The organism is Clostridium sp. 1001271B_151109_B4, assembly GCF_015670405.1.
GTDB lineage: Bacteria > Bacillota > Clostridia > Clostridiales > Clostridiaceae > Clostridium.
The window spans coordinates 3,445-24,033 of the sequence record NZ_JADPBQ010000027.1; the positions used below are offsets into that span (position 1 = coordinate 3,445).

Genomic DNA, 20,589 nt, shown 5'->3' on the forward strand with positions numbered 1-20,589 from the left:
CTGGGATTATTGAGACTTAGAGAATTTGGGTATAAAAGTGAGTGTTATTATACCAGCATATAATGCTGAAAAATATATAAAATCTTGTATTGAAAGCGTAATAAAGGATGAATTATATGAAAAGGAGATAATTGTAATAAATGATGGGTCTATAGATAGGACTCAAGAAATAGTAGAAAAATTTTCTCAAAAAGATAATAGAATAAAATTAATCAATAAAGAAAATGAAGGATCTTCTGCTGCTAGAAACACTGGAATACGAAATTCAAATGGAAAATACATATTGTTTTTAGATGCAGATGATTTTATAAGTAAAAATTCACTTAAAAGATTAGTTGATATAGCAGAAAAAGAAATAGTTGATGCTATAATATTTGATATTGCTTTATATAAAGATGATGGGAATATAAGGATATTAAAGGATGGAGTTTTTAATGAAAAAAAATTTATAACTAATAAGGAATATTTAATTAATTTATTTTTAGGTGAAGGTTGTTCATCCATATGTAATAAATTATGGAATGCTAAATTATTTAAGGAGAATATGATTGAGCATGCAGAAACAATAGAGTTTGGCGAGGATGGTGCAACTTTACCACAATTAATACTAAATTGTGATAGAATGGTAAAAATTAATACTCCTTTATATTACTATAGGATAAATTTAAATAGTAAAATGTATAGTGGTAATATAAAGGTATATGAATACATTAAATCTTATAATTTAGTTATCAATTACTTTGAAAATAATAAAATAGAATGGATTGATAAATATAGATTTACATATAAATATAATCATGCATATTCTATGTTACATGATACTTTTTTAATTAGTAAAAAATATAAAAGAAATGAAGAGTATAGATTACTTTATAATGATTTTCTTGAGGATTTAAAAGATGAAAATAATATTTATATACCATTTGATTCAAAAAAAGGTTTGAAAAATGAATTTCTAATCAAAGCATATAGAAAAAATGTGTACTTAGGTGAAATTATAAAAATGTATCAATTAATTATAGAAAAATTAAATAGTATTATAAAAATATAAATTATGAAATTTGGTGAAGTAATGAAAGAAAAATTGGGAATTATAGATAAAGCAATAATGGGATACTTTTTATTTCAAATATTATTTTTAAGATGGATGACAGGGGTAAGTTATTTTTCCTATATGGGAATAATAATAATAATATTTGTTTTAGTAAGAAAAAAAAGAAAATTTAGATTAACATTATTAGACATATTAATAAGTTATATATATATATTCATAGTTGGTCTAAATATTTTTTTTAACGGTACTCATGAATTACTTTTTAACAATTTATATTCAGAAGGAATAGTGAACTTAATAGCAATAATTTATATTTTGGTTTTAAGATATGAAAATCCAAAAGGGTTAAAAAACTATATTTTAAATGAAGTATTTTATATATTAAATATCTATTTTATTGTAAATATTCCTATAATTATAAAGCAATTAGAAGGAACATATTTTTTTATGAGATTAACACAATTTAACCCAATGTATGAGGATCATATAACAGGTTTAATTGGAGCTAGTGGAACTCATGAGTTAACCTTTTATTGGATTATTTTAGTTTTGATTAATTTTTATAAATTTTCTCAGAACAGAAAAAAAATGATTATAGTTATTACCACGCTATATATAATTTTTATGTTCATAATATCAAGTCAAAATGATAATACTGCATTTTTTATTATTTTTCCTTTAATAATGGTTCAATATTGTTTAAAATTTGTACTTGATAAAAAGTATATTATAAAAAATTTAATTAAATCACTATTTATTATTTTGATAATAATAGGGGTATCGGTATTTATTTACAATAGTAATGAAGATGTTAATATATTTGTTAATACTAGAGTATTATCAAAACTTGAGCAATTTGGGATAAAGGATAGAAATGTTACTAATCAAGGTTCTGATGAAGAAAGAATAGCATTGTTTAAAGTTGCTTTAGAAAAGGGAGATGGGTATAAAATAGGAAAAGGAATAGGTAGTATTCAAACTTATGGAGAGCCAACATTACCTAAGCATTTTGGAATGAGTGAAATTTCATTAAGAACTTATGAGGGTGGACTAGTATATTTAATAATACTTATATTAATTTTTTCACATTTTTTATACAGGATATATAGACCTATAAATAAAGATAAATTAATTGTTTATATAGCAATAACTTTAGATATTACGTTTTTTGCTATATATACATTGATATTTAGGCAAGTATTTTTTTCATTTGCTTTAGCATTAATAGTATTTATTTTCAGTTTAAATTATAAAGAAGAATAAATAAGATTTTCATAGTTATTATTTATAAAGAGTTTTAGGAAGGAATTAAAATAATGAAAATAGCAATTATTACAATGTCGAATGGAGTTAATTATGGGAATAGGTTACAAAATTATGCGATGCAAAGAGTTTTGGAATCATTAGGAGCAGATGTAGAAACTATAATAAATTATACAGGACAAGAAATAATTAATGAAAATTCATTAAAAGAAAAAATAAAAGATTTTTTAGCAGAGGTTAATTATAATATTCCTAAATTTAAAATAGCAAAGTTAGATTATATTTTAAGGGAAAGAAGATTTAAAAAGTTCAATAAGAAAAATATAAAGCAGACTGACTATTTTATAACAAAGGATAATATACCAGATAATATAAATCAAAAATATAATTATTTTGTGTGTGGAAGTGATCAAATTTGGAATCCAGAATTCCAAATAAACTCGCATATAGATTTTTTATCTTTTGCTGAAAAAGGTAAAAAGATAGCATATGCTCCTAGTTTTGGAGTAAGTGAATTGCCAAAGGATTGCATAGATAAATATAAAGAGTGGATAAATGGAATTGATTATTTATCTGTAAGAGAAGAAGCTGGAGCTGAAATAATAAAAAATATAACAGAAAGAGAAGCCGTTGTATTATTAGATCCTACCTTAATGTTGAATAAAAGTGAATGGTTAAAGATAGTAGAAAAGCCTAAGTTGCAACTTAGGAAGAAATATATATTGACATATTTTTTAGGAAGTAAAGAAAAAGAAGTTGAAAATAGAATACTTAAAATTGCTGAAGAATATAATTATGAAATTATAAATTTAATGGATGAAAAAAATAAATATATTTATAGCGTTGATCCAGCTGAATTTGTTTGGTTAATAAATAATTGTGAATTATTTTGTACAGATTCATTCCATGGTGGAGTTTTTTCAATAATAATGAAAAAGGCGTTTATTATTTTTGAAAGAAAAGATAAATTACAATCTATGAACTCTAGGTTGGAAACATTACTTTCAAAATTTAATATGGAAAATAGGTTAGATAAAAATATTGTTAGTAATGGACAAATATTTAACATTGATTTTAGCAATGTTGATAAAATTATTTCTGCTGAAAAAGAAAAAACAATTACTTATTTAAAGAATTCATTAAATATTAAATAGAATGTTACGGAGGATAGTAACAGAATGAAATCGAATCAATTAAAGGCAGGAGTAATATTATCATATGTAGGAATGATACTACAAAACTTGATATCTATAATATATACTCCAATTATGTTAAGACTTCTAGGACAAAGCGAATATGGTTTATATAATTTAGTTTACTCCGTAGTAAGCTATTTAGGCTTATTAAGTTTTGGATTTGGAAGTGCATTTATAAGATATTACTCGAGATATAAAGTTAAAAATGATCAAGAGGGTATGGCAAGAATTAATGGTATGTTCATGACAATATTCAGCGGAATATCATTAATAACAATATTAGCCGGAAGTGTATTAGTATTTAATATTGAAATTATATTTAAGGGTGGATTAAGTATTAACGAAATTAATACTGCTAGGATATTAATGATATTAATGGTTATAAATATAGCAATATCTTTTCCAGCGAGTGTATTAGATTCTAATATTACAGCAAATGAGAGGTATATTTTTCAAAGGGTTATTACATTATTAAAATCCATATTAAATCCTTTTTTAACATTACCACTTTTATTATTAGGCTATAAATCAATAAGCTTAGTTATTGTTACTACAATAATAACTATAGGAAGCTTACTTATGAACATGTGGTATTGCTTTAAAAAGCTTAATATAAAATTTATATTTAAAGATTTTGATTTTACTTTAATGAAAGAAATGTGGATATTTTCATTTTATATATTTTTAAATATGATAGTAGATCAAATAAATTGGAGTGTTGATAAATTTTTATTAGGTATGTTTAAAGGAACTATAGGAGTTGCAATTTACTCAATAGGATCTCAAATTAATACTTATTATATGACGTTATCAACATCTGTATCTTCAGTATTTATTCCTAAAGTTCATAGAATAGTATCTGAAAAAAATGATAATAGTCTATTAACAGAGCTATTTACTAAAGTTGGAAGAATACAATTTATTATTTTATCATTTGTATTAACTGGATTTATATTTTTTGGAGAGTATTTCATTAACATTTGGGCTGGAGAAGGATATGATATGGCTTATTATATAGCTTTAATATTAATAATTCCAGCAACTATTCCATTAATTCAAAACTTAGGTATAGAAATTCAAAGAGCTAAAAATTTACATAGATTTAGGTCTATATTGTATTTCTTTATTGCAATTGGTAATATTTTCATAAGTATTCCTTTATGTAAAATATTTGGTGGAATAGGAGCAGCTTCAGGAACAGCATTATCGTTAATTGTAGGAAATGGTATAATAATGAATATTTATTATCATAAGAAAGTTGGTTTAAATATTAAGTATTTCTGGAAAGAAATTTTTAAATTTATGTCATGTTTGATTATTCCAGTTATGTGTGGAATAGTAATTAAATATTTAATAGGTATAAAAAATATTTTTATGTTTATTGGGCTAGGAAGCATATATGTAATAATATTTATGTTATCAGTATGGTTTATTGGTATGAATGAATATGAAAAAAGCTTATTGGAAGAACCTATTAAAAAAATAAAATCTAAATTTATTTCAAGGAGATAAGAATGATAGAAATTACAAAAAAGGAAGCATGTCATGGTTGCCACGGTTGCTTTAATGTTTGTCCAAAAGCCTGTATCTCAATGGAAATAGATAATGAAGGCTTTTGGTATCCTAAAGTTGATAAAAAGATATGTATAAATTGTAACTTATGTGAAAAGGTATGTCCAATAATTAATACGCCTAAAAGAGAGGAAAGTAATTCATTGTCATACGCATGCAAAAATAAAGATGAATCTATAAGATTAGATAGCTCATCAGGAGGGATATTTACACTTTTATGTGAATATGTTATAAAAAATGATGGAATAGTATTTGGGGCTGCATTTGACAAGGATTTTAATGTTTATCATTGTTATTCTGAAACACTAGAAGGGTGTGCTAAATTTAGAGGATCTAAGTATGTACAGAGTATTATAGGTAATACTTATAAACAGGTAAAGAACTTTTTAAAAGAGGGAAAAATTGTTTTATTTAGTGGAACACCTTGTCAGGTATCAGGATTAGATACATATTTAATGCAAAAATATGAAAATTTAATAATGATAGATATTGCTTGTCACGGTGTACCTAGTCCACTGGTATATAGAAAATACATTGATAATATTAAAAATTTGAATAATAGTAAAATAAAGAATATCCAATTTAGGGAAAAATCTAATGGATGGAAGGATTATAATTTCAAAGTGACATTTAAAAATGGAAGCTTTATTCAAAAAATGACTGATAATATATATATGAAAGGCTTTTTACAAGATTTGTATTTAAGGCCTTCTTGCTATAGTTGTGAATTTAAAAAGCCAATGACATCTGCAGATATAACTTTAGCAGATTATTGGGGTGTTCAGAATATTCATCGAGATTTTGATGACGATAAGGGTGTTTCATTAGTATTAATAAATAGTGATAAAGGTAAAGATGTTTTAAATAATATTTCTGAGAAGATGGATATAATAAAAACAGATTATGATTTTGCAATTAATAATAATCCATCAATAATAACGCCAGCTAATTATAATAAGAAAAGGGGAAGGTTATTTAAAGGAATAGAGAGTAATGACATAGAAAAAGAAATCGCTAAATTTATTAAGGTAACTATGGTTGAGAGAGTAATTAGAAAATTACAAAAGATAGTTGAAAAATTATTATGAATAGAAATTAAAGTATGAGTATAAATAAAAATAGTGAAGTATTAAACAATACTTCACTATAAGTTTATTTATGAAAAATATGGAGATAAAATATGTGTGGAATAGTAGGATATATAGGTAAAAGACAGGCAGCAGATTTATTAGTTGAAGGTCTTTCAAAACTAGAATACAGAGGATATGATTCAGCTGGAGTTGCAATCATAGAAGACGAAAGAATATTAGTAAGAAAATTAAAAGGAAGATTAGCAAATTTAGAAAATAATTTAAAAGCTAATTCAATCAATGGATATATAGGAATTGGACATACTAGATGGGCAACTCATGGAGAACCATCTGATGTTAACTCTCATCCACATTCAAATGGAAAGGCAACAATTAGTGTTGTACATAATGGAATTATTGAAAACTATATGAAATTAAGAGAGTGGTTAAGTTCAAAAGGATATAAATTCTTATCAGAAACAGATACGGAAGTTATACCAAACTTAGTAGATTACTACTATAAAGATGGAAGAAATCTTTTTGATGCAGTAGTTAAGGCAACTTCAAAATTAGAAGGAAGCTTTGCAATTGGAGTTATTGCAAATAATGAACCAGATAGAATTATTGCAGTAAGAAAAGATAGTCCACTTATAGTTGGATTAGGTGAAGATGAGAGTTTTATAGCTTCTGATATACCAGCAGTTTTAAATCATACTAGAGATGTATATCTTTTAGAAGATAAAGAATTTGTTATTTTAACTAAAGATGGTGTTGAACTTAGAACTGAAGATGGTGAAAAGATTGAAAAAGAAGTTTACCATGTAACTTGGAATGTAGATGCTGCTGAAAAAGGTGGATATGAAGACTTTATGTTAAAGGAAATTCATGAACAACCAAAGGCAGTAAGAGATACTTTAGCAGGAAAGATCCAATTAGGAAAAGAAATTGAATTAGATAATGTTAAGTTTACTAAAGAAGAATTAGAAAGCTTTGATAAAGTTTATATAGTAGCTTGTGGAACAGCTTATCATGCAGGTGTTGTTGGTAAAACAGTTATTGAAAAGCTTGCTAAAATACCAGTAGAAATAGATGTTGCATCTGAGTTTAGATATAGAGATCCATTAATAACTGACAGAACTCTTATAATAGTAGTATCTCAATCAGGAGAAACTGCTGATACCCTTGCAGTACTAAGAGATGCTAAAAGACAAGGAGCTAGAGTTCTTGCAATAACTAATGTTGTTGGTTCCTCAGTATCTAGAGAAGCTGATGATGTAATTTATACATTAGCAGGGCCAGAGATTGCAGTTGCATCTACTAAGGCTTATGTAACTCAATTAGCTGCATTTTATATCTTAGGATTATACTTTGGTAGATTAAAGGAAACTATTTCAGTTGAAAAAGCAGAAGCTATTAAAGTCGAAATGTTAACTATTCCTGAAAAGATAGAAAGAACTTTAGAAATGAAGAAAGAACTTCAAAAGTATGCTGATAAACACTATAATCACAGGGATATTTACTTCTTAGGAAGAGGATTAGATTATGCAGTAGCGATGGAAGGTTCTTTAAAACTTAAGGAAATATCTTATATTCACAGTGATGCATATGCTGGTGGAGAATTAAAGCATGGACCAATTGCTTTAATAGATAAGGGAACTGCAGTTATTACATTATTAACTCAAGAAGCTTTGAAAGATAAGATGGTTTCTAATGTAAGAGAAGTTTCTACAAGAGGTGGAAATATATTTGCAGTAGTTAATGAAGGTGATACTATAACTAAGGATGTTGTTGATTCTTTAGTTTATATTCCAAAAACTATTGATTTATTAACTCCAATGATAAGTGTAGTACCACTTCAATTAATATCTTATTATGTTGCAAAGCAAAAGGGATGCGATGTAGATAAGCCAAGAAATTTAGCTAAATCAGTTACTGTAGAGTAATCTATTTGAAATTATTAAATGCCATCAAGATAAATTGAATTATTTTGATGGCATTTTTTATTATTTAAATCTGTGGTGAAAATTTATAACATAGTAATTCATAAGGGTACATACTTGTATACTAGACAATACAACAATTGTATAATACTTTAATAATAAAATTTATTATAATTTTAAATAGAAAAGAAAAACTACACAAAATAACCAATTGAAATCATGTATGTTGAAAAGTGTTGTATATATTAAAAACATAAGTAGTAGTGTAAATGTTATAATTAAAGGTAGAATTATCACTAGATATAATTATAATATGCTAGATAAATTCAGCATTATATTAATCTAAATGATAAAAATAGATGAAGTTGAGGTAAATAATAATGGGAAGAATGTTTGGAACAGATGGTGTTAGAGGAATAGCTAATACAGAATTAACAGCAGAATTAGCTTATAATTTAGGAAGAGCAGGAGCTTATGTATTAACAGAAGGAACACATAAGCCAAGAATATTAGTGGCTAAAGATACAAGAATATCAGGAGATATGTTAGAGTCAGCCTTAGTAGCAGGTATACTTTCGGTTGGAGCAGAAGCTATAATTTTAGGGGTTGTACCAACACCAGCAGTAGCACACTTAACAAGGGAATACAATGCTGATGCAGGAGTAATGATTTCAGCATCACACAATCCTGTAGAATATAATGGAATTAAATTCTTTGATGGAAAAGGATACAAGTTATCTGATGCATTAGAAGATGAAATTCAAAGAGTGATAGAATGTGGATTTGAAGGAGTACCAAGTCCAGTTGGTGAAGGTATAGGTAGAGTTTATAGGGAAGAATCTGCATTAAATGAATACATAGAATATGCAAAAAGTACCATAAAAACTGATTTTAATGGATTAAAAGTTGCATTAGATTGTGCTAATGGTGCCGCATATAAGGCTGCAGTTAAGGCTTTTAGGGCATTAGGTGCTAGAGTTTACGTAATTAATGATAACCCAGATGGAAATAATATAAATGAAAACTGTGGATCAACTCATATGGAAGAATTAATGGATTATGTTGTTAGAAAGCAATGTGATATTGGTTTTGCATTTGATGGTGATGCTGATAGATGCTTAGCTGTTGATGAAAAAGGAAACATGATTAATGGAGATTTCTTATTAACAATATGCGCTAAGGCATTAAAAGAAGATGGAAAGTTAAATGATGATACTTTAGTAGTAACTGTAATGAGCAATTTAGGATTAGATATTGCTGCTAAGAGAGAAGGAATTAATTTAGTTAAAACTAAGGTTGGAGATAGATATGTTCTAGAAGAAATGCTTAAAGAGGACTATATCTTAGGTGGAGAGCAATCAGGGCATATTATATTCTTAAACCATAATACTACTGGAGATGGATTAGTTACTGCCCTTCAAGTGGCTGCAATTCTTAAGGAAAGTGGAAAGTCTTTTAGCGAATTAGCTGGAGTTATGAAGGAATTACCACAGGTATTAGTTAATGCTACAGTTCCTAATGATAAGAAGAATATATACTTAGAAGATGAACAAATAGTTAATGCTATTAATGAAATTGAAGGTAAACTAAATGGAGTTGGAAGAGTACTTATAAGACCATCAGGAACTGAACCATTAGTAAGAGTTATGCTTGAAGGTGAAAATCAAGAAGAAATAAACGAAATGGCTAATGGATTAGTTGATTTAATATTAAGTAAAATATAAAATTTGAAATTATAATTACAATTTCTGGAGTAAAGAAAGCAGGAAATTTACAAAGCTATGAGTGGACAAAGATGTATAAATGTGCAATTAGTATTATCGGCAGGACAAGGAACAAGAATTAAATCAACTTTACCAAAGGTATTACATAAGATTTGTGCTAAGGAAATGGTAAATCATGTTGTAGATACATTAAGAAAAGCAGAAATAAATGATGTTAATTTAATAATAGGTAAAGGTGCAGAGTTAGTTAAATCAAAAATAGAAGGTAGCAATCAGGAGCTTCACCCCTGATAAGACGCCAACAGGTCCGGCATTTCCTAAGTACAAGTACAATGCGTAGATTAAAGAATCTACGCATTTTTTTAAAAATAAACAGCACACTTACACAATTCAAATATGAAAATTGTAAATTTCATTTGGTGAAAGCAAGTAATAATGCAAGAATATATTACTTTAAAAGGTAAAATTGTAAAAATGTAAATATTTTTAATCTTTAGAATTGTATAAGAATAAAAAGCATGGTAAAATATAGATAAATTAATAATTAATTAAAACTATTTATACAAAAAACAAAAAGAGCAAAAATAGTTGGCAGCTATTTTTACTCTTTAAATTATTGAATACAATTTGTATACAATATAATAGTTTCTAAATATATTGTACTTCAAATTGGAAAATAATTCAATATGATTTTCTAAATAGGAAGTAGGAGGCAAGAAGTAGGAACCCATAGAAAGTTTTGTTTTTTATAAATTAATTATTAAAATTTATAAGAAAAATAACGCCCTTAAAGGAAACGTTTCCAAAAGGAGCATGAAGGAGAAATTATGAGTCAAACGTTTATAAGCAAAAGTTCTAACTATGACATCAAAGATTTAATAAATAAGGAATATTATATAGAGTCTAAATTAGAAGAGATCTATGGAAGAGAAAATATAGAGGTATTATTTTTAGCTTTTTTGAAATATGGAATAGGGATTATAGATAATTTAAAGATGAATTTTCCAGGACAGAATGAGGTAGATGAAATTTGGACTTTTAATGATATTGTAGTTGATTTTATTAATTATAAAGCTACGGTTAAAGGAGAAGATGTTAAAGTAGGAGTTGTTCCAATTAGAATATTAAAAGTATTATTGCAATACGAAGGAAAGGCTTTAAGTAGAAGCCAAATTATAGATAGAGCTTGGGGGAAAGATGCAGTATTATGTGATAGAGCAATAGATGTCCATATTAGTGCTTTGAAAAGAAAGTTAAATTTACATTTAGCTATTAAAACTATAAGAGGAGTAGGATATAAGTTAGAATCTTAAACTTATTGATAAAAGATTTATTTATAATTTAATACAGAATTAAAGTACAAGCCATGCTTTGTTAATTATTAAAAAGTAATAATTAATAAGTATGGCTTTTTTCTTTAAAATTATTTTAACTTTAGAAAATAAACAATAATTTATTAAGTAAAATGCTTCAATTTACAATTTTCACAAAAAGGGTCTTAAATTTTATTAAGGATTTACAATTGGTTGTTACACTATAAGTAGAGGGTAAAAAATTAAATATAAGGGGAGCAGTTTTATGGTCGATATCAAATTAATGATGAAGGAAAAGGAAGAGTTAATTAAAAGCTTAGCAATTATAAAGGTAAGAAAATATCTTTCTATAATTGATGAAGATGAATTTATTAGACAAGCAGTTGATATTTACTCAAATAAGTATTACTGCGAAATTGTAGAGATTTTATCTCATAGGGCATTTGATGAAATTATTGAAAGGATTGAAGAGTTAAGACAGGCAGAATATGATATTAAGGTTTTATTTAATGACAAGGTGGAGGTTAAGATTAGGGAATGTTTTGTAAGTAAAATATGTGACATAGTTATATTAAGTAAATCAAATATGGAAGTTATTAAGATTTTATCAAGAGAATCTGATATTATAAATTCTTTTGAATCTCCAGAAATGAAGTTATTAGGATTAGGGGCAATTAACAAGTTTTTAAGTCAGGTAAATAGTGAGTTTATTAACCTTACAATAATTCAGCCTAATATTTTAATAACATCAATATTTAGTTTAAGCATAGAGGATCTTTTGCATGATGTTGAGTATACGTTAATGTAATAAATTAGTTTTGAGTATGATTGATAAAATTAAGTAATTTTTGAATAGTAACTTTTAAATAAGCAATTGTATTAAGGGGCATAAGGATAATATTAATGCTAAAAGTTTAGCAATTATATTAAAAATAAAATATGTAATTAACTAACTGTAGCTTTAATTGGGGAAAAGCTGCAGTTAGTATATTTAAGTTTTTAGGGGGGAGAAGAGATGGTTAAAGTTATATCTAGTTATTTAAGTATGGTTTTTAATGATAAGAATATTAATCGCCAGGAAAAAGAGGTTTTACTCTTACTTAAGAGTTTTGATAAGGATGATATTAATAGTGTACAAGTTAAAATTAAAACTTTAATTGCCTATATGGATACTACAAATAGTAGTTGCCTTTGTAGAACATTAAAAAGTTTAAAGGCTAAGGGGTATTTAGATATTAAGACAGGTATAGGAAAATCTGCTAGTATTTATAAGTTTATTAAAGATTATAAAATTGATTATGCAAATATTTATGGTATAGAGAGTTTAACCTCAAATATGATTAATGGTGATAAATTAGTAAATACAAATATGCTTAATGGTAACGAATTTGTAAGTACAAAAATGTTTAATAGTAACGAATTAGTAGGTACAGATATGACTAATGATAATGAATTTGTAACCACAAATATGATTAGTGGTAACGAATTTGTAGATACAATAAAGAATGATATATATAATAATATAAATAAAAATAATAATAATAAAAATAATAATAAGGTTTATGATAATAAAGAAGATAATAACTATAGTAATAATAGCAGAAATATAAACAGTAATAACAAAAGCTCTATAAATAGTGTTAGAAGAAGTAGTACAAGCAGTCATAATCATAATTATGTAAATAATAGTCTTGAAGATATATTTATAAATATATTAAAGCATTGGAATGATCAAAATATAAGTAGTATTTTGCAGCTAGATTTAAGAGTAAGAGATAGCATTACTTCAGCATTAAGAAAGTATTCATTTGAATCAATAATTAAGGCTATTAGCAATTATAGCGAAGTTTATTATAGCTTATATTTTTATGATATAAAGTGGAATTTAAATTCTTTTTTAACTAGTCAAAAGGGAATAGATAAGTTTCATGACAATGGTTGTATGTGGCAAAAATATAATGAAAATTTATATGGAGAAAATGAAGAGGTTGAAGATGTAATTATAGATAAATATAGCTATATTGATGTTTAAGTGAAATAAAATGTAATGAAAGATAGATAAATTGATGTTTAAGTGAAATAAAATGTAATGGAATATGGATAAATTGATAGAGGTATAAATGGATAATTAAAAGGAGAAGCTTAGATAAAAGTATGGTATTTAGGCAACCTGAGATAATAGAAGGGGATGAGAAAATGTTAGATTCAAATCAAATTCAATTAGAGCAAGAAATATTAGGAGCATTATTAAATAATTCAAAGCTTTTAATAGTTGCTATGGAAAGAATAAAGTATTACATGTTTAAGTACAAGCCTCATATGAAAATATATATGAATATTTTAGAAATGGCTGAAAGAAAGATGGAGATAGATTTAATTACTTTTATTAATTTTAGCAGAAATAATATAGTTGAAATGGATGGAGTAACTTATGTAACTGAATTAAGTACTTGTTCAAATAGTGATGCAGGTTTTAATACAAAGCTTGAACTTCTTATTGAAGGTTATAAAAGGTTTTTGTATCTTGAAATGTGTAATAACATAAATGAAAGTATGTCAATTGAGGAAATTGAAGGTGAACTTGAAAATACTAAGGTTAATATTCATAAATGTCAGGTTAAAAAGGAACTTGATATAGCAGCTCAATACAATGATTATATGAATTGGCTTTATGATGATAATAGAAATAAGGGAATAAGAAGTAATTTAACTCAAATAGATAAGTATTTAGGGAACTTCCAAAAAGGAAGGCTTATTACTGTATTCGCAAGAAGTGGAGTTGGTAAAACTACTTTTTCTATTCAAATTGCATCTAATATGGCACTTCAAGGAGCTAATGTATTTTATGGTAGTGCAGAAATGAGTGTAAATCAGGTTTTTAATAAGATAGCAGCAAGTCATTTATCTGTAAGTAGTAAATCTATTGATGATGACAGTATTTTAAAGGAGCAAAAGGATAGTATTTGTGATTTTATGGTTAAGTTATTAGAAAATAATTTTTATGTTTCTACTGAAACTGATATTGATAAGTTTATTAATGAAATTAAGTTATATAAGATTCATCATTCTATTGATGTTGTCTTTGTTGATTATATTAATAAGTATATTGATTTTAGTGATAGGGATATTATGACTAACAAACTTGGAAGGGTTAGTGGAAAGCTTAAGTCTTTAGCCATGCAGGAAGATATTTGTGTAGTTTTAATTGCTCAAGCTAATAGAGTTGTTGATAAGAGAAGTGGGGAAATGGCTATTGAGAAAATTGATGCTAGTGATATTCAAGATAGTGCCAGAATCGAGCAAGATAGTGATCAAGTTGTTGCTCTTTATAGGAATATTAAGCTTGATGATAAGATGTATAAGGACAAGCTATTTAAGAAGGGAAAACTTAGATATAATTCTAGTGATGCTGATGAAAATCCTGAATGTATGAATGCTGTTGTTATTAAAAATAGGCATGGGGAGAGGGGAACTTGTGCTTTGAAGTGGAAAGGGCAGTATTCGAGAGTGGAGAATTTTTAGCATGCTGAACCATGAGTTTTTGTACGATGTATGTAGTTTTTTTGCTTATAAAGTATAAAGTTTATCTAAACTTCTTGCATTAAATAGTAGTTGACTATAAAAATAAAAAAACATGTTTAAGATACCTTATTAAAGGCAATAATTTAGAGAATAAATTAAATAAATAGGGTAGGTATAAGATGAATAATAAATACGAAAATATGTTAATAACTTTAGGGGCTATTATTGGTTCATTATTAGGAACTATAATTATGGGTGCAGGAGTGTACATGATATTTAAATCAGTAATAATAATACTTTTTGCAATTATCACTGGATTTTATGTTGGTGGAATTGGTGGAGTAAATATTGCAAGGAATTACTATAAAGAATTAGTTAGATATGAATACTTATATAAAAAAGAAAAATAACATTTAACAATAAATTATCAAATATTAAATACAAACAAGATAAATATATAATTTATTTAAGATATTTTTTAGTCATGTTATTAGGAATTATTTAAATATATTAATGTTTTGTATAGAAAAAATTAATAGTTAATAATAAATATATCAAATGAAATATTTATTATTAACTATTATTTAATTATTGAAGAAAACAGTGGAAAAAGTCGATTAGAAAACATTGACACATAATAAAATAATTGTATAAACTAGAATAAAGAAAACGTTTTAAAAAGAAAGTAGACATAATTTAAGGCAGATTTTCGAAGAAAAATAACATAATTTTAAATTGATTAAGTATACATAAAATGGAATCGTATCCAGAATAAAGTTTTAGTTATAATCATAATAAAAAACGCACCCAATAAAATTATTCAATTTATCATTAATCAAATTGTAATCGTATCTAAAATATAAGGATTTATTTAAAATAGATAGTAAATAAGGGGTGTAAAGTAAAAGATGAGGTTAAGAAAAGCTATAAAAAGTTTTAATAATATTATATGTGCAATTTTTTTAGGAATATTATTTATTGCCTTTATTGGAAACGTATCCAGTAAAGTTGATGCATTATATAATTTAGTAAAATTTAAAAGCTATGTGATAGTATCTAATAGCATGCAACCAGTCATAGATCCAGGTGACGTAATATTTATTAAGAAAATTAACATTAATGATTTAAAGGTAGGGGATGTAATAACTTTTGAAAAAGATAGCTTTATTGCAACTCATAGGATTATTGAAATTCAAGAAGATAAGGTAATTACTCAAGGAGATAATAATAATATATCAGATGAACCTATAGATAAATCAAGTATTATTGGAGAGTATATTTTGAGTATTCCAAAGATTGGGTATTTATATTCATTTGCAGGTTCACCAATAGGAATAATTGCTTTAATAGGAGTAATAGCTATTTTTATTATTTATGAATTTTGTTTTGTTAAGAATAAGAAGAATGACAATGATAATGATATTAAGATGTAATGTAAGTAAGGTTTCAAAGGGGTTTAATTAGTTGAATTTACAATTTGCTTTAAGGTAAGTTGATTCATATATAAACAAATTACTAATTAATAAAAATTTAAATTTAGGGGGAGAAAATTATGAACAGAAAGAGAATCGGAGCCTTATTAATAGGTGCGACATTACTAGTAGGAGCGTTAGGGTCATTTGCTTATTTTACTTCTAAGACAGGTATAGCGGGAAATGCAGGAGAAGGGGAGTTACAAAAGTTAAACATTACTAATGGTAAGGTAGTAATAACTGCTAAGGTAGCTGATGGAGAAAATATTGATTATGACTGGACATATGATGTTGCGAGATTAAGTACAACTGAAGATGGAACAACATCAGAAACAATAACCGCTTTTGAAGACAGGCATAGATCACCTGATATAAATGTGGCGGATGATGATAAGGGGGATGTAAATGACTTAAGTAGAGCTGTTATAGGAGCTGCGCTTCCAGCAACAGTTCACTTTACTAGGCCTGGAGATGCTGTAGTTTTAGGAACAGCAAAAGTTGGTGGGGAAGAAGCTAATGGATTAATAATTCAAAATGACAGTAATTTAACTATTAAAGTAAGATTAATTATTAAAGACACAGATGCAGATAAAGATGGAATTCAAAACACTCAAATAGAAGCAATGAAAGCTGCAGGCTGGAAAATGTATATAAATAATGAAAATGTAGATTTATCAGCTTTAACAGATGGTATTAATTTAGGTGTAGTTGGACCAGAGGGAACAATGCCAGAGGTTGATATAAGATTTGAATTACCAATAGATGCAGGAAATGAATATCAAAATGCTATAGCTGCAGGAGCTGGAAATTCTGCCTTAGATTTAAATCAATTAATTGAAATCCAAGCTACTCAAGAAAATAATACAAGCTGGGAGCAAATGGAGTAAGTAAATAATATTGCACCGAATAACACACCAGAAGCAACTGAATAAATTATTATTACTTATTAAGGTTTAATTAAAATATAAATTATAATATAGGACTATGAGTTTTCTTATAGTTCTATATTAATATAAAAGAAAGAAGGGAATATGTGTATAAAAGTAGCTAAGTATATAACTTGTTTCATTACAGTATTTTTACTATTTTCTGCAGTAAATATTCAGCAAGTAAAGGCAGAAAAGCAAGATAGTGAAATATATAACTTAGATAAAGATGGATATTGGAAACCAAAAGATAATATAGCACATGATTTCTATATCGAAAATATATGGGGAGAAACATGCTATTTAGAATCAATAGCATTTCAAAGAATATCTATAAAGGATGTAGGTAGTGATAAGAGTTACAATATAGATGAAGCAATTTCTTCAGGGATAATAGATGATGCGTATAATATAACGATTAATGAGGGGGAAAATCTATTATATTCAGGAGATATTTCAGATTTAGTAAGTAAAGAGCACATACCTTTAAAAGAACCTATATTTTTAGAACTAGATACAAAAATTAAATTTACAATTTCAATATATTTTGATCCTTTAGCAGGAAATGAATATCAAAATAAAAAATATGAATATTTATTATATCCAGAGGCTTTTAAAGTTGAAGAAGTATTTAAACCAGAGATTAGCTTACCACAAACCGGTTCAGTTATAAGTAGTTTTACTATAGGTATAGTGGGAATTTGCCTTATTATTTTAGGAGTATTAATTTCATTAAGGAATAAAAGAAAAGAGGTGAGATAATTTGAATCATAGAAGTATTAAGCAAGTAATATTAATTTTAATATTTTCAATATTAATAGGAATTATCTCATCAGCAAGTGTTGCATATTTTAAAAATTCAATTAAGAATCAGCCAATAACTGATTTATTAATTGAATATGAAATACAACAAGAATAATTAATTGCGAGGTGATAATTAATGAAACTAAAAAAAGTAGCACTAGCTTTATTTATAGTATTAATTGCTGTAACAAGTAGTATAAGTTATGGATATTTTACTGGAATTATAACTGTTCAGGGGAATAGTGGAGGTATGCTTCAAAAGCTGGTTATTACTAATGGTAACAGTGAGGTTACAATAGATACTACCAATAGTAAATGGAGTTATGGAAGTTTAATCACTGAAAATCCAATAGTAGAAACAAGGATATATATTCAAAAGCCAGATGGCTGGAGTGACAGTATAAATGTTTATATATATGATGAAAATAATAATAAAATTTCAGAATGGCCAGGTATAATTATGGAAAATGAGGGGGGAGGATTATATAGTTATACATTAAATTTACCAGAGGAATGGGGAAATGTAACAAGAGTAATATTTAATGATAATAAAAATCAAGTACCAGCTAGTGGAAGTAATGGATTTGAAATAAAAGAGGGCGAAAAAAAGATATATAAAGATAAACAATGGTCAGACTATGAAATTAAAATTGAGCAACCAACAGGTGATGTTTCAATTATAGAAAATACGGCAGTAGTAAAAAATCCAGATAATAATGTTAAGGTTAATTATGATGATGTTATAGTAAAAAATAAATCTAATCTTATGTCAAGAATTAAGTTGAGTTTAGATCTTTATGCTATAAAAGAAGGTGGATCACAAGAAGATAGTACAATTCCACCTATAGTTGATGATAATATAAACACAACAATACCAGAAGGCGCAAAAGATTTTGAAGTTTTAGTTGGAGATATTGATAATTTAAATTTAGGATATAAAAATGGTGAGAATCCGTTATCAGGAAATGTAATGAGTTTACACAGTTTAGATGTTTTTCCTAAAAAGGATGATCCACTAGGTACTGATAGGAAAATGGTTACTACAGGATTTTATAATTTTTTTAATAGTATAAAGGATAATGAAGATAATTATAAAATCATTTATTATAAGAAAAAACTAATTCAGTATTCTAGAAAATGGCCACTTGAATGGCAAGACTTGATTAGAGAAATAAATTCATCTTTTTATGGAATAGTATATAAAAATGATTTTGGAGTCTGGACACAACCAAGTATTTTTTATGATTATTTAAATGAAGATTTAATACCAAATATAATTAATAATGTGAATATCGGTAATAAGGTTGGACGTCTTAATTATACTTACAATGGTAATGAGTTACATGGTGATAGAGGAGAAATATTTTATGATGGGTATGTAGAGCGTTCTATTACAAAAACAAATGCTGATGGTAAAGATTTCATTTTAGGGGAGGATTATGACTCAAAATATATTGAATTGCAACCAGTAGAGCCAATTACTTTTAACTATTCAGATAAAATTGGAGATAATGAAAAAGTATATTCAGCTGTATTTCAGGTTATGATTGATGACTTACAAGCAGCAGCTTCTAAAGAGGTATGGGATCAAAAGTATGATGATGAAGATTGGCTTATATCATTTTCACCTAAATCAAAAGCTAATTATAAAGTTACATTAAAGGTAGTAGGTACTGACGAAGAAATTGAAGTAGAAGAATTTTCACATGTAATAAATAATTTAAGTCAGCATGGACCGAGAGCTAATTTAGTAACTTTAAATTTACCTAATAAGTATTATGAATTAATTGAAAAAGGTAGGAAAAATGGATTAGAACTAAAAATTGATGATACTACCTTTGGTACTTCAGGAGATGCTTATTGTATAGATTTTGCTAAGTTATTGGTGAATCAAAAGGTGGAGCATAAGGCTGAAATTTATGGTACGGTTATAGATACTGATGGTAAGCCTATAAAAAATGCAGTGGTTACAAATAGTAATACTGGAGAGCAAGTATTAGCTGATGAAAATGGTAACTATAGTTTTAATTATGTTTCATTAGGACAAACTATAATTAAGGTTGAGCATAGGAGTTATGAAACTCAAATAAAGAATTTATATAGTATTTATGAAGGAAGTAAAAATGAAGTTAATTTTACTTTAAGTAGAACTTATAATGAGGAAGCAATAGCACCTAACACTAAGTTAACTGGAAATGTATTGATAGAAAGATATAATAGCTTAGATGAAAAGATTGGTAAAACTATATTAACTGAATTGAAAATAGTTGAAGCTGGTGAAGAAAATAAGGTTACTATAGCAACAGAGGACTTGTTAGTTGAACCGGGGTTTTATTATAAAGTTAGGTATGATTTGAATTTATTTAATATGAGTAGTATTGATGAAAATTCTAAGCAGTTTAATATAAGGTTTAAAAGTAATATATCTGCTGAAATAACTCAAGAAAATAATAAATAGAAATATATTGTATTAAATTGCTAAGAAATGGAAAATATCATAAAGATTATAGCGGTTAATAAAAATATTTGCAAAATAAATAAAAAATATTGATAGAGGTTTAATAGTTGGACAATCTATTTAAGAAAGAGAAATTTAGAGTTTCAGGCAAGTTTAACTAACCAAATTAAAAGTTGGGGGCTGTCGCATTAGTGGATAAAAAAATCTGCTAGCGACAGCCTTTTAGTGTTGCATCTAAGTAAAACTTACTTGTTGACACGAACGCACTAGGTCTA

General features: G+C 26.5%; 17 protein-coding genes and 1 pseudogene. All 18 read left to right on the plus strand.

The features are described 5' to 3' along the window. The first annotated feature begins 37 nt into the window (after positions 1-37). Positions 38-1,051, plus strand: a complete 1,014-nt coding sequence (locus I4V63_RS14095; protein WP_196001870.1) for a glycosyltransferase family 2 protein — start codon at positions 38-40, stop codon at positions 1,049-1,051. A gap of 21 nt (positions 1,052-1,072) precedes the next feature. Then, a complete protein-coding gene (locus I4V63_RS14100) occupies positions 1,073-2,317 on the plus strand; it encodes a hypothetical protein (RefSeq protein WP_196001871.1) in 1,245 nt (414 codons plus the stop codon). 53 nt (positions 2,318-2,370) lie between these two features. After that, positions 2,371-3,471 carry a polysaccharide pyruvyl transferase family protein gene (locus I4V63_RS14105; protein ID WP_196001872.1) on the plus strand — a complete coding sequence of 367 codons (1,101 nt, stop codon included), beginning with the start codon at positions 2,371-2,373 and terminating at the stop codon, positions 3,469-3,471. Positions 3,472-3,495: 24 nt separating this feature from the next. Continuing rightward, entirely contained in the window at positions 3,496-5,025 is a 1,530-nt protein-coding gene (locus tag I4V63_RS14110; protein ID WP_196001873.1) for an oligosaccharide flippase family protein, read from the plus strand. A 2-nt stretch (positions 5,026-5,027) separates the two neighbouring features. Continuing rightward, entirely contained in the window at positions 5,028-6,173 is a 1,146-nt protein-coding gene (locus I4V63_RS14115) for a Coenzyme F420 hydrogenase/dehydrogenase, beta subunit C-terminal domain (RefSeq protein WP_196001874.1), read from the plus strand. 92 nt (positions 6,174-6,265) lie between these two features. Further along, positions 6,266-8,098: a glutamine--fructose-6-phosphate transaminase (isomerizing) gene (gene glmS, locus I4V63_RS14120; protein ID WP_196001875.1), complete on the plus strand. Its 1,833-nt coding sequence runs from the start codon at positions 6,266-6,268 to the stop codon at positions 8,096-8,098. 377 nt (positions 8,099-8,475) lie between these two features. After that, positions 8,476-9,819: a phosphoglucosamine mutase gene (glmM, locus tag I4V63_RS14125; RefSeq protein WP_196001876.1), complete on the plus strand. Its 1,344-nt coding sequence runs from the start codon at positions 8,476-8,478 to the stop codon at positions 9,817-9,819. 71 nt (positions 9,820-9,890) lie between these two features. Beyond that, positions 9,891-10,071, plus strand: a pseudogene (locus I4V63_RS14130) (NTP transferase domain-containing protein); the annotation flags it as partial. 575 nt (positions 10,072-10,646) lie between these two features. After that, a complete protein-coding gene (locus I4V63_RS14135; RefSeq protein ID WP_196001877.1) occupies positions 10,647-11,132 on the plus strand; it encodes a winged helix-turn-helix domain-containing protein in 486 nt (161 codons plus the stop codon). Positions 11,133-11,397: 265 nt separating this feature from the next. Beyond that, positions 11,398-11,940, plus strand: coding sequence for a DUF2800 domain-containing protein (locus I4V63_RS14140; RefSeq protein WP_196001878.1), 543 nt, complete (start codon positions 11,398-11,400; stop codon positions 11,938-11,940). A 207-nt stretch (positions 11,941-12,147) separates the two neighbouring features. Then, positions 12,148-13,164, plus strand: coding sequence for a hypothetical protein (locus I4V63_RS14145; RefSeq protein WP_196001879.1), 1,017 nt, complete (start codon positions 12,148-12,150; stop codon positions 13,162-13,164). A gap of 164 nt (positions 13,165-13,328) precedes the next feature. Further along, positions 13,329-14,654 carry a DnaB-like helicase C-terminal domain-containing protein gene (locus I4V63_RS14150; RefSeq protein WP_196001880.1) on the plus strand — a complete coding sequence of 442 codons (1,326 nt, stop codon included), beginning with the start codon at positions 13,329-13,331 and terminating at the stop codon, positions 14,652-14,654. Positions 14,655-14,833: 179 nt separating this feature from the next. Then, positions 14,834-15,064, plus strand: a complete 231-nt coding sequence (locus I4V63_RS14155) for a hypothetical protein (protein ID WP_196001881.1) — start codon at positions 14,834-14,836, stop codon at positions 15,062-15,064. Positions 15,065-15,562: 498 nt separating this feature from the next. Continuing rightward, positions 15,563-16,087, plus strand: a complete 525-nt coding sequence (locus I4V63_RS14160; protein ID WP_196001882.1) for a signal peptidase I — start codon at positions 15,563-15,565, stop codon at positions 16,085-16,087. Positions 16,088-16,206: 119 nt separating this feature from the next. Further along, the gene (locus I4V63_RS14165; RefSeq protein ID WP_196001883.1) at positions 16,207-17,013 is read left to right on the plus strand and encodes a hypothetical protein; all 807 of its coding nucleotides are present in this window, start codon (positions 16,207-16,209) and stop codon (positions 17,011-17,013) included. Between the two features lie 144 nt (positions 17,014-17,157). Further along, the gene (locus I4V63_RS14170) at positions 17,158-17,814 is read left to right on the plus strand and encodes an LPXTG cell wall anchor domain-containing protein (RefSeq protein WP_196001884.1); all 657 of its coding nucleotides are present in this window, start codon (positions 17,158-17,160) and stop codon (positions 17,812-17,814) included. A gap of 1 nt (position 17,815) precedes the next feature. Then, the gene (locus tag I4V63_RS14175) at positions 17,816-17,971 is read left to right on the plus strand and encodes a hypothetical protein (protein WP_196001885.1); all 156 of its coding nucleotides are present in this window, start codon (positions 17,816-17,818) and stop codon (positions 17,969-17,971) included. A 21-nt stretch (positions 17,972-17,992) separates the two neighbouring features. Then, the gene (locus I4V63_RS14180) at positions 17,993-20,314 is read left to right on the plus strand and encodes a starch-binding protein (protein WP_196001886.1); all 2,322 of its coding nucleotides are present in this window, start codon (positions 17,993-17,995) and stop codon (positions 20,312-20,314) included. Positions 20,315-20,589 lie beyond the last annotated feature (275 nt).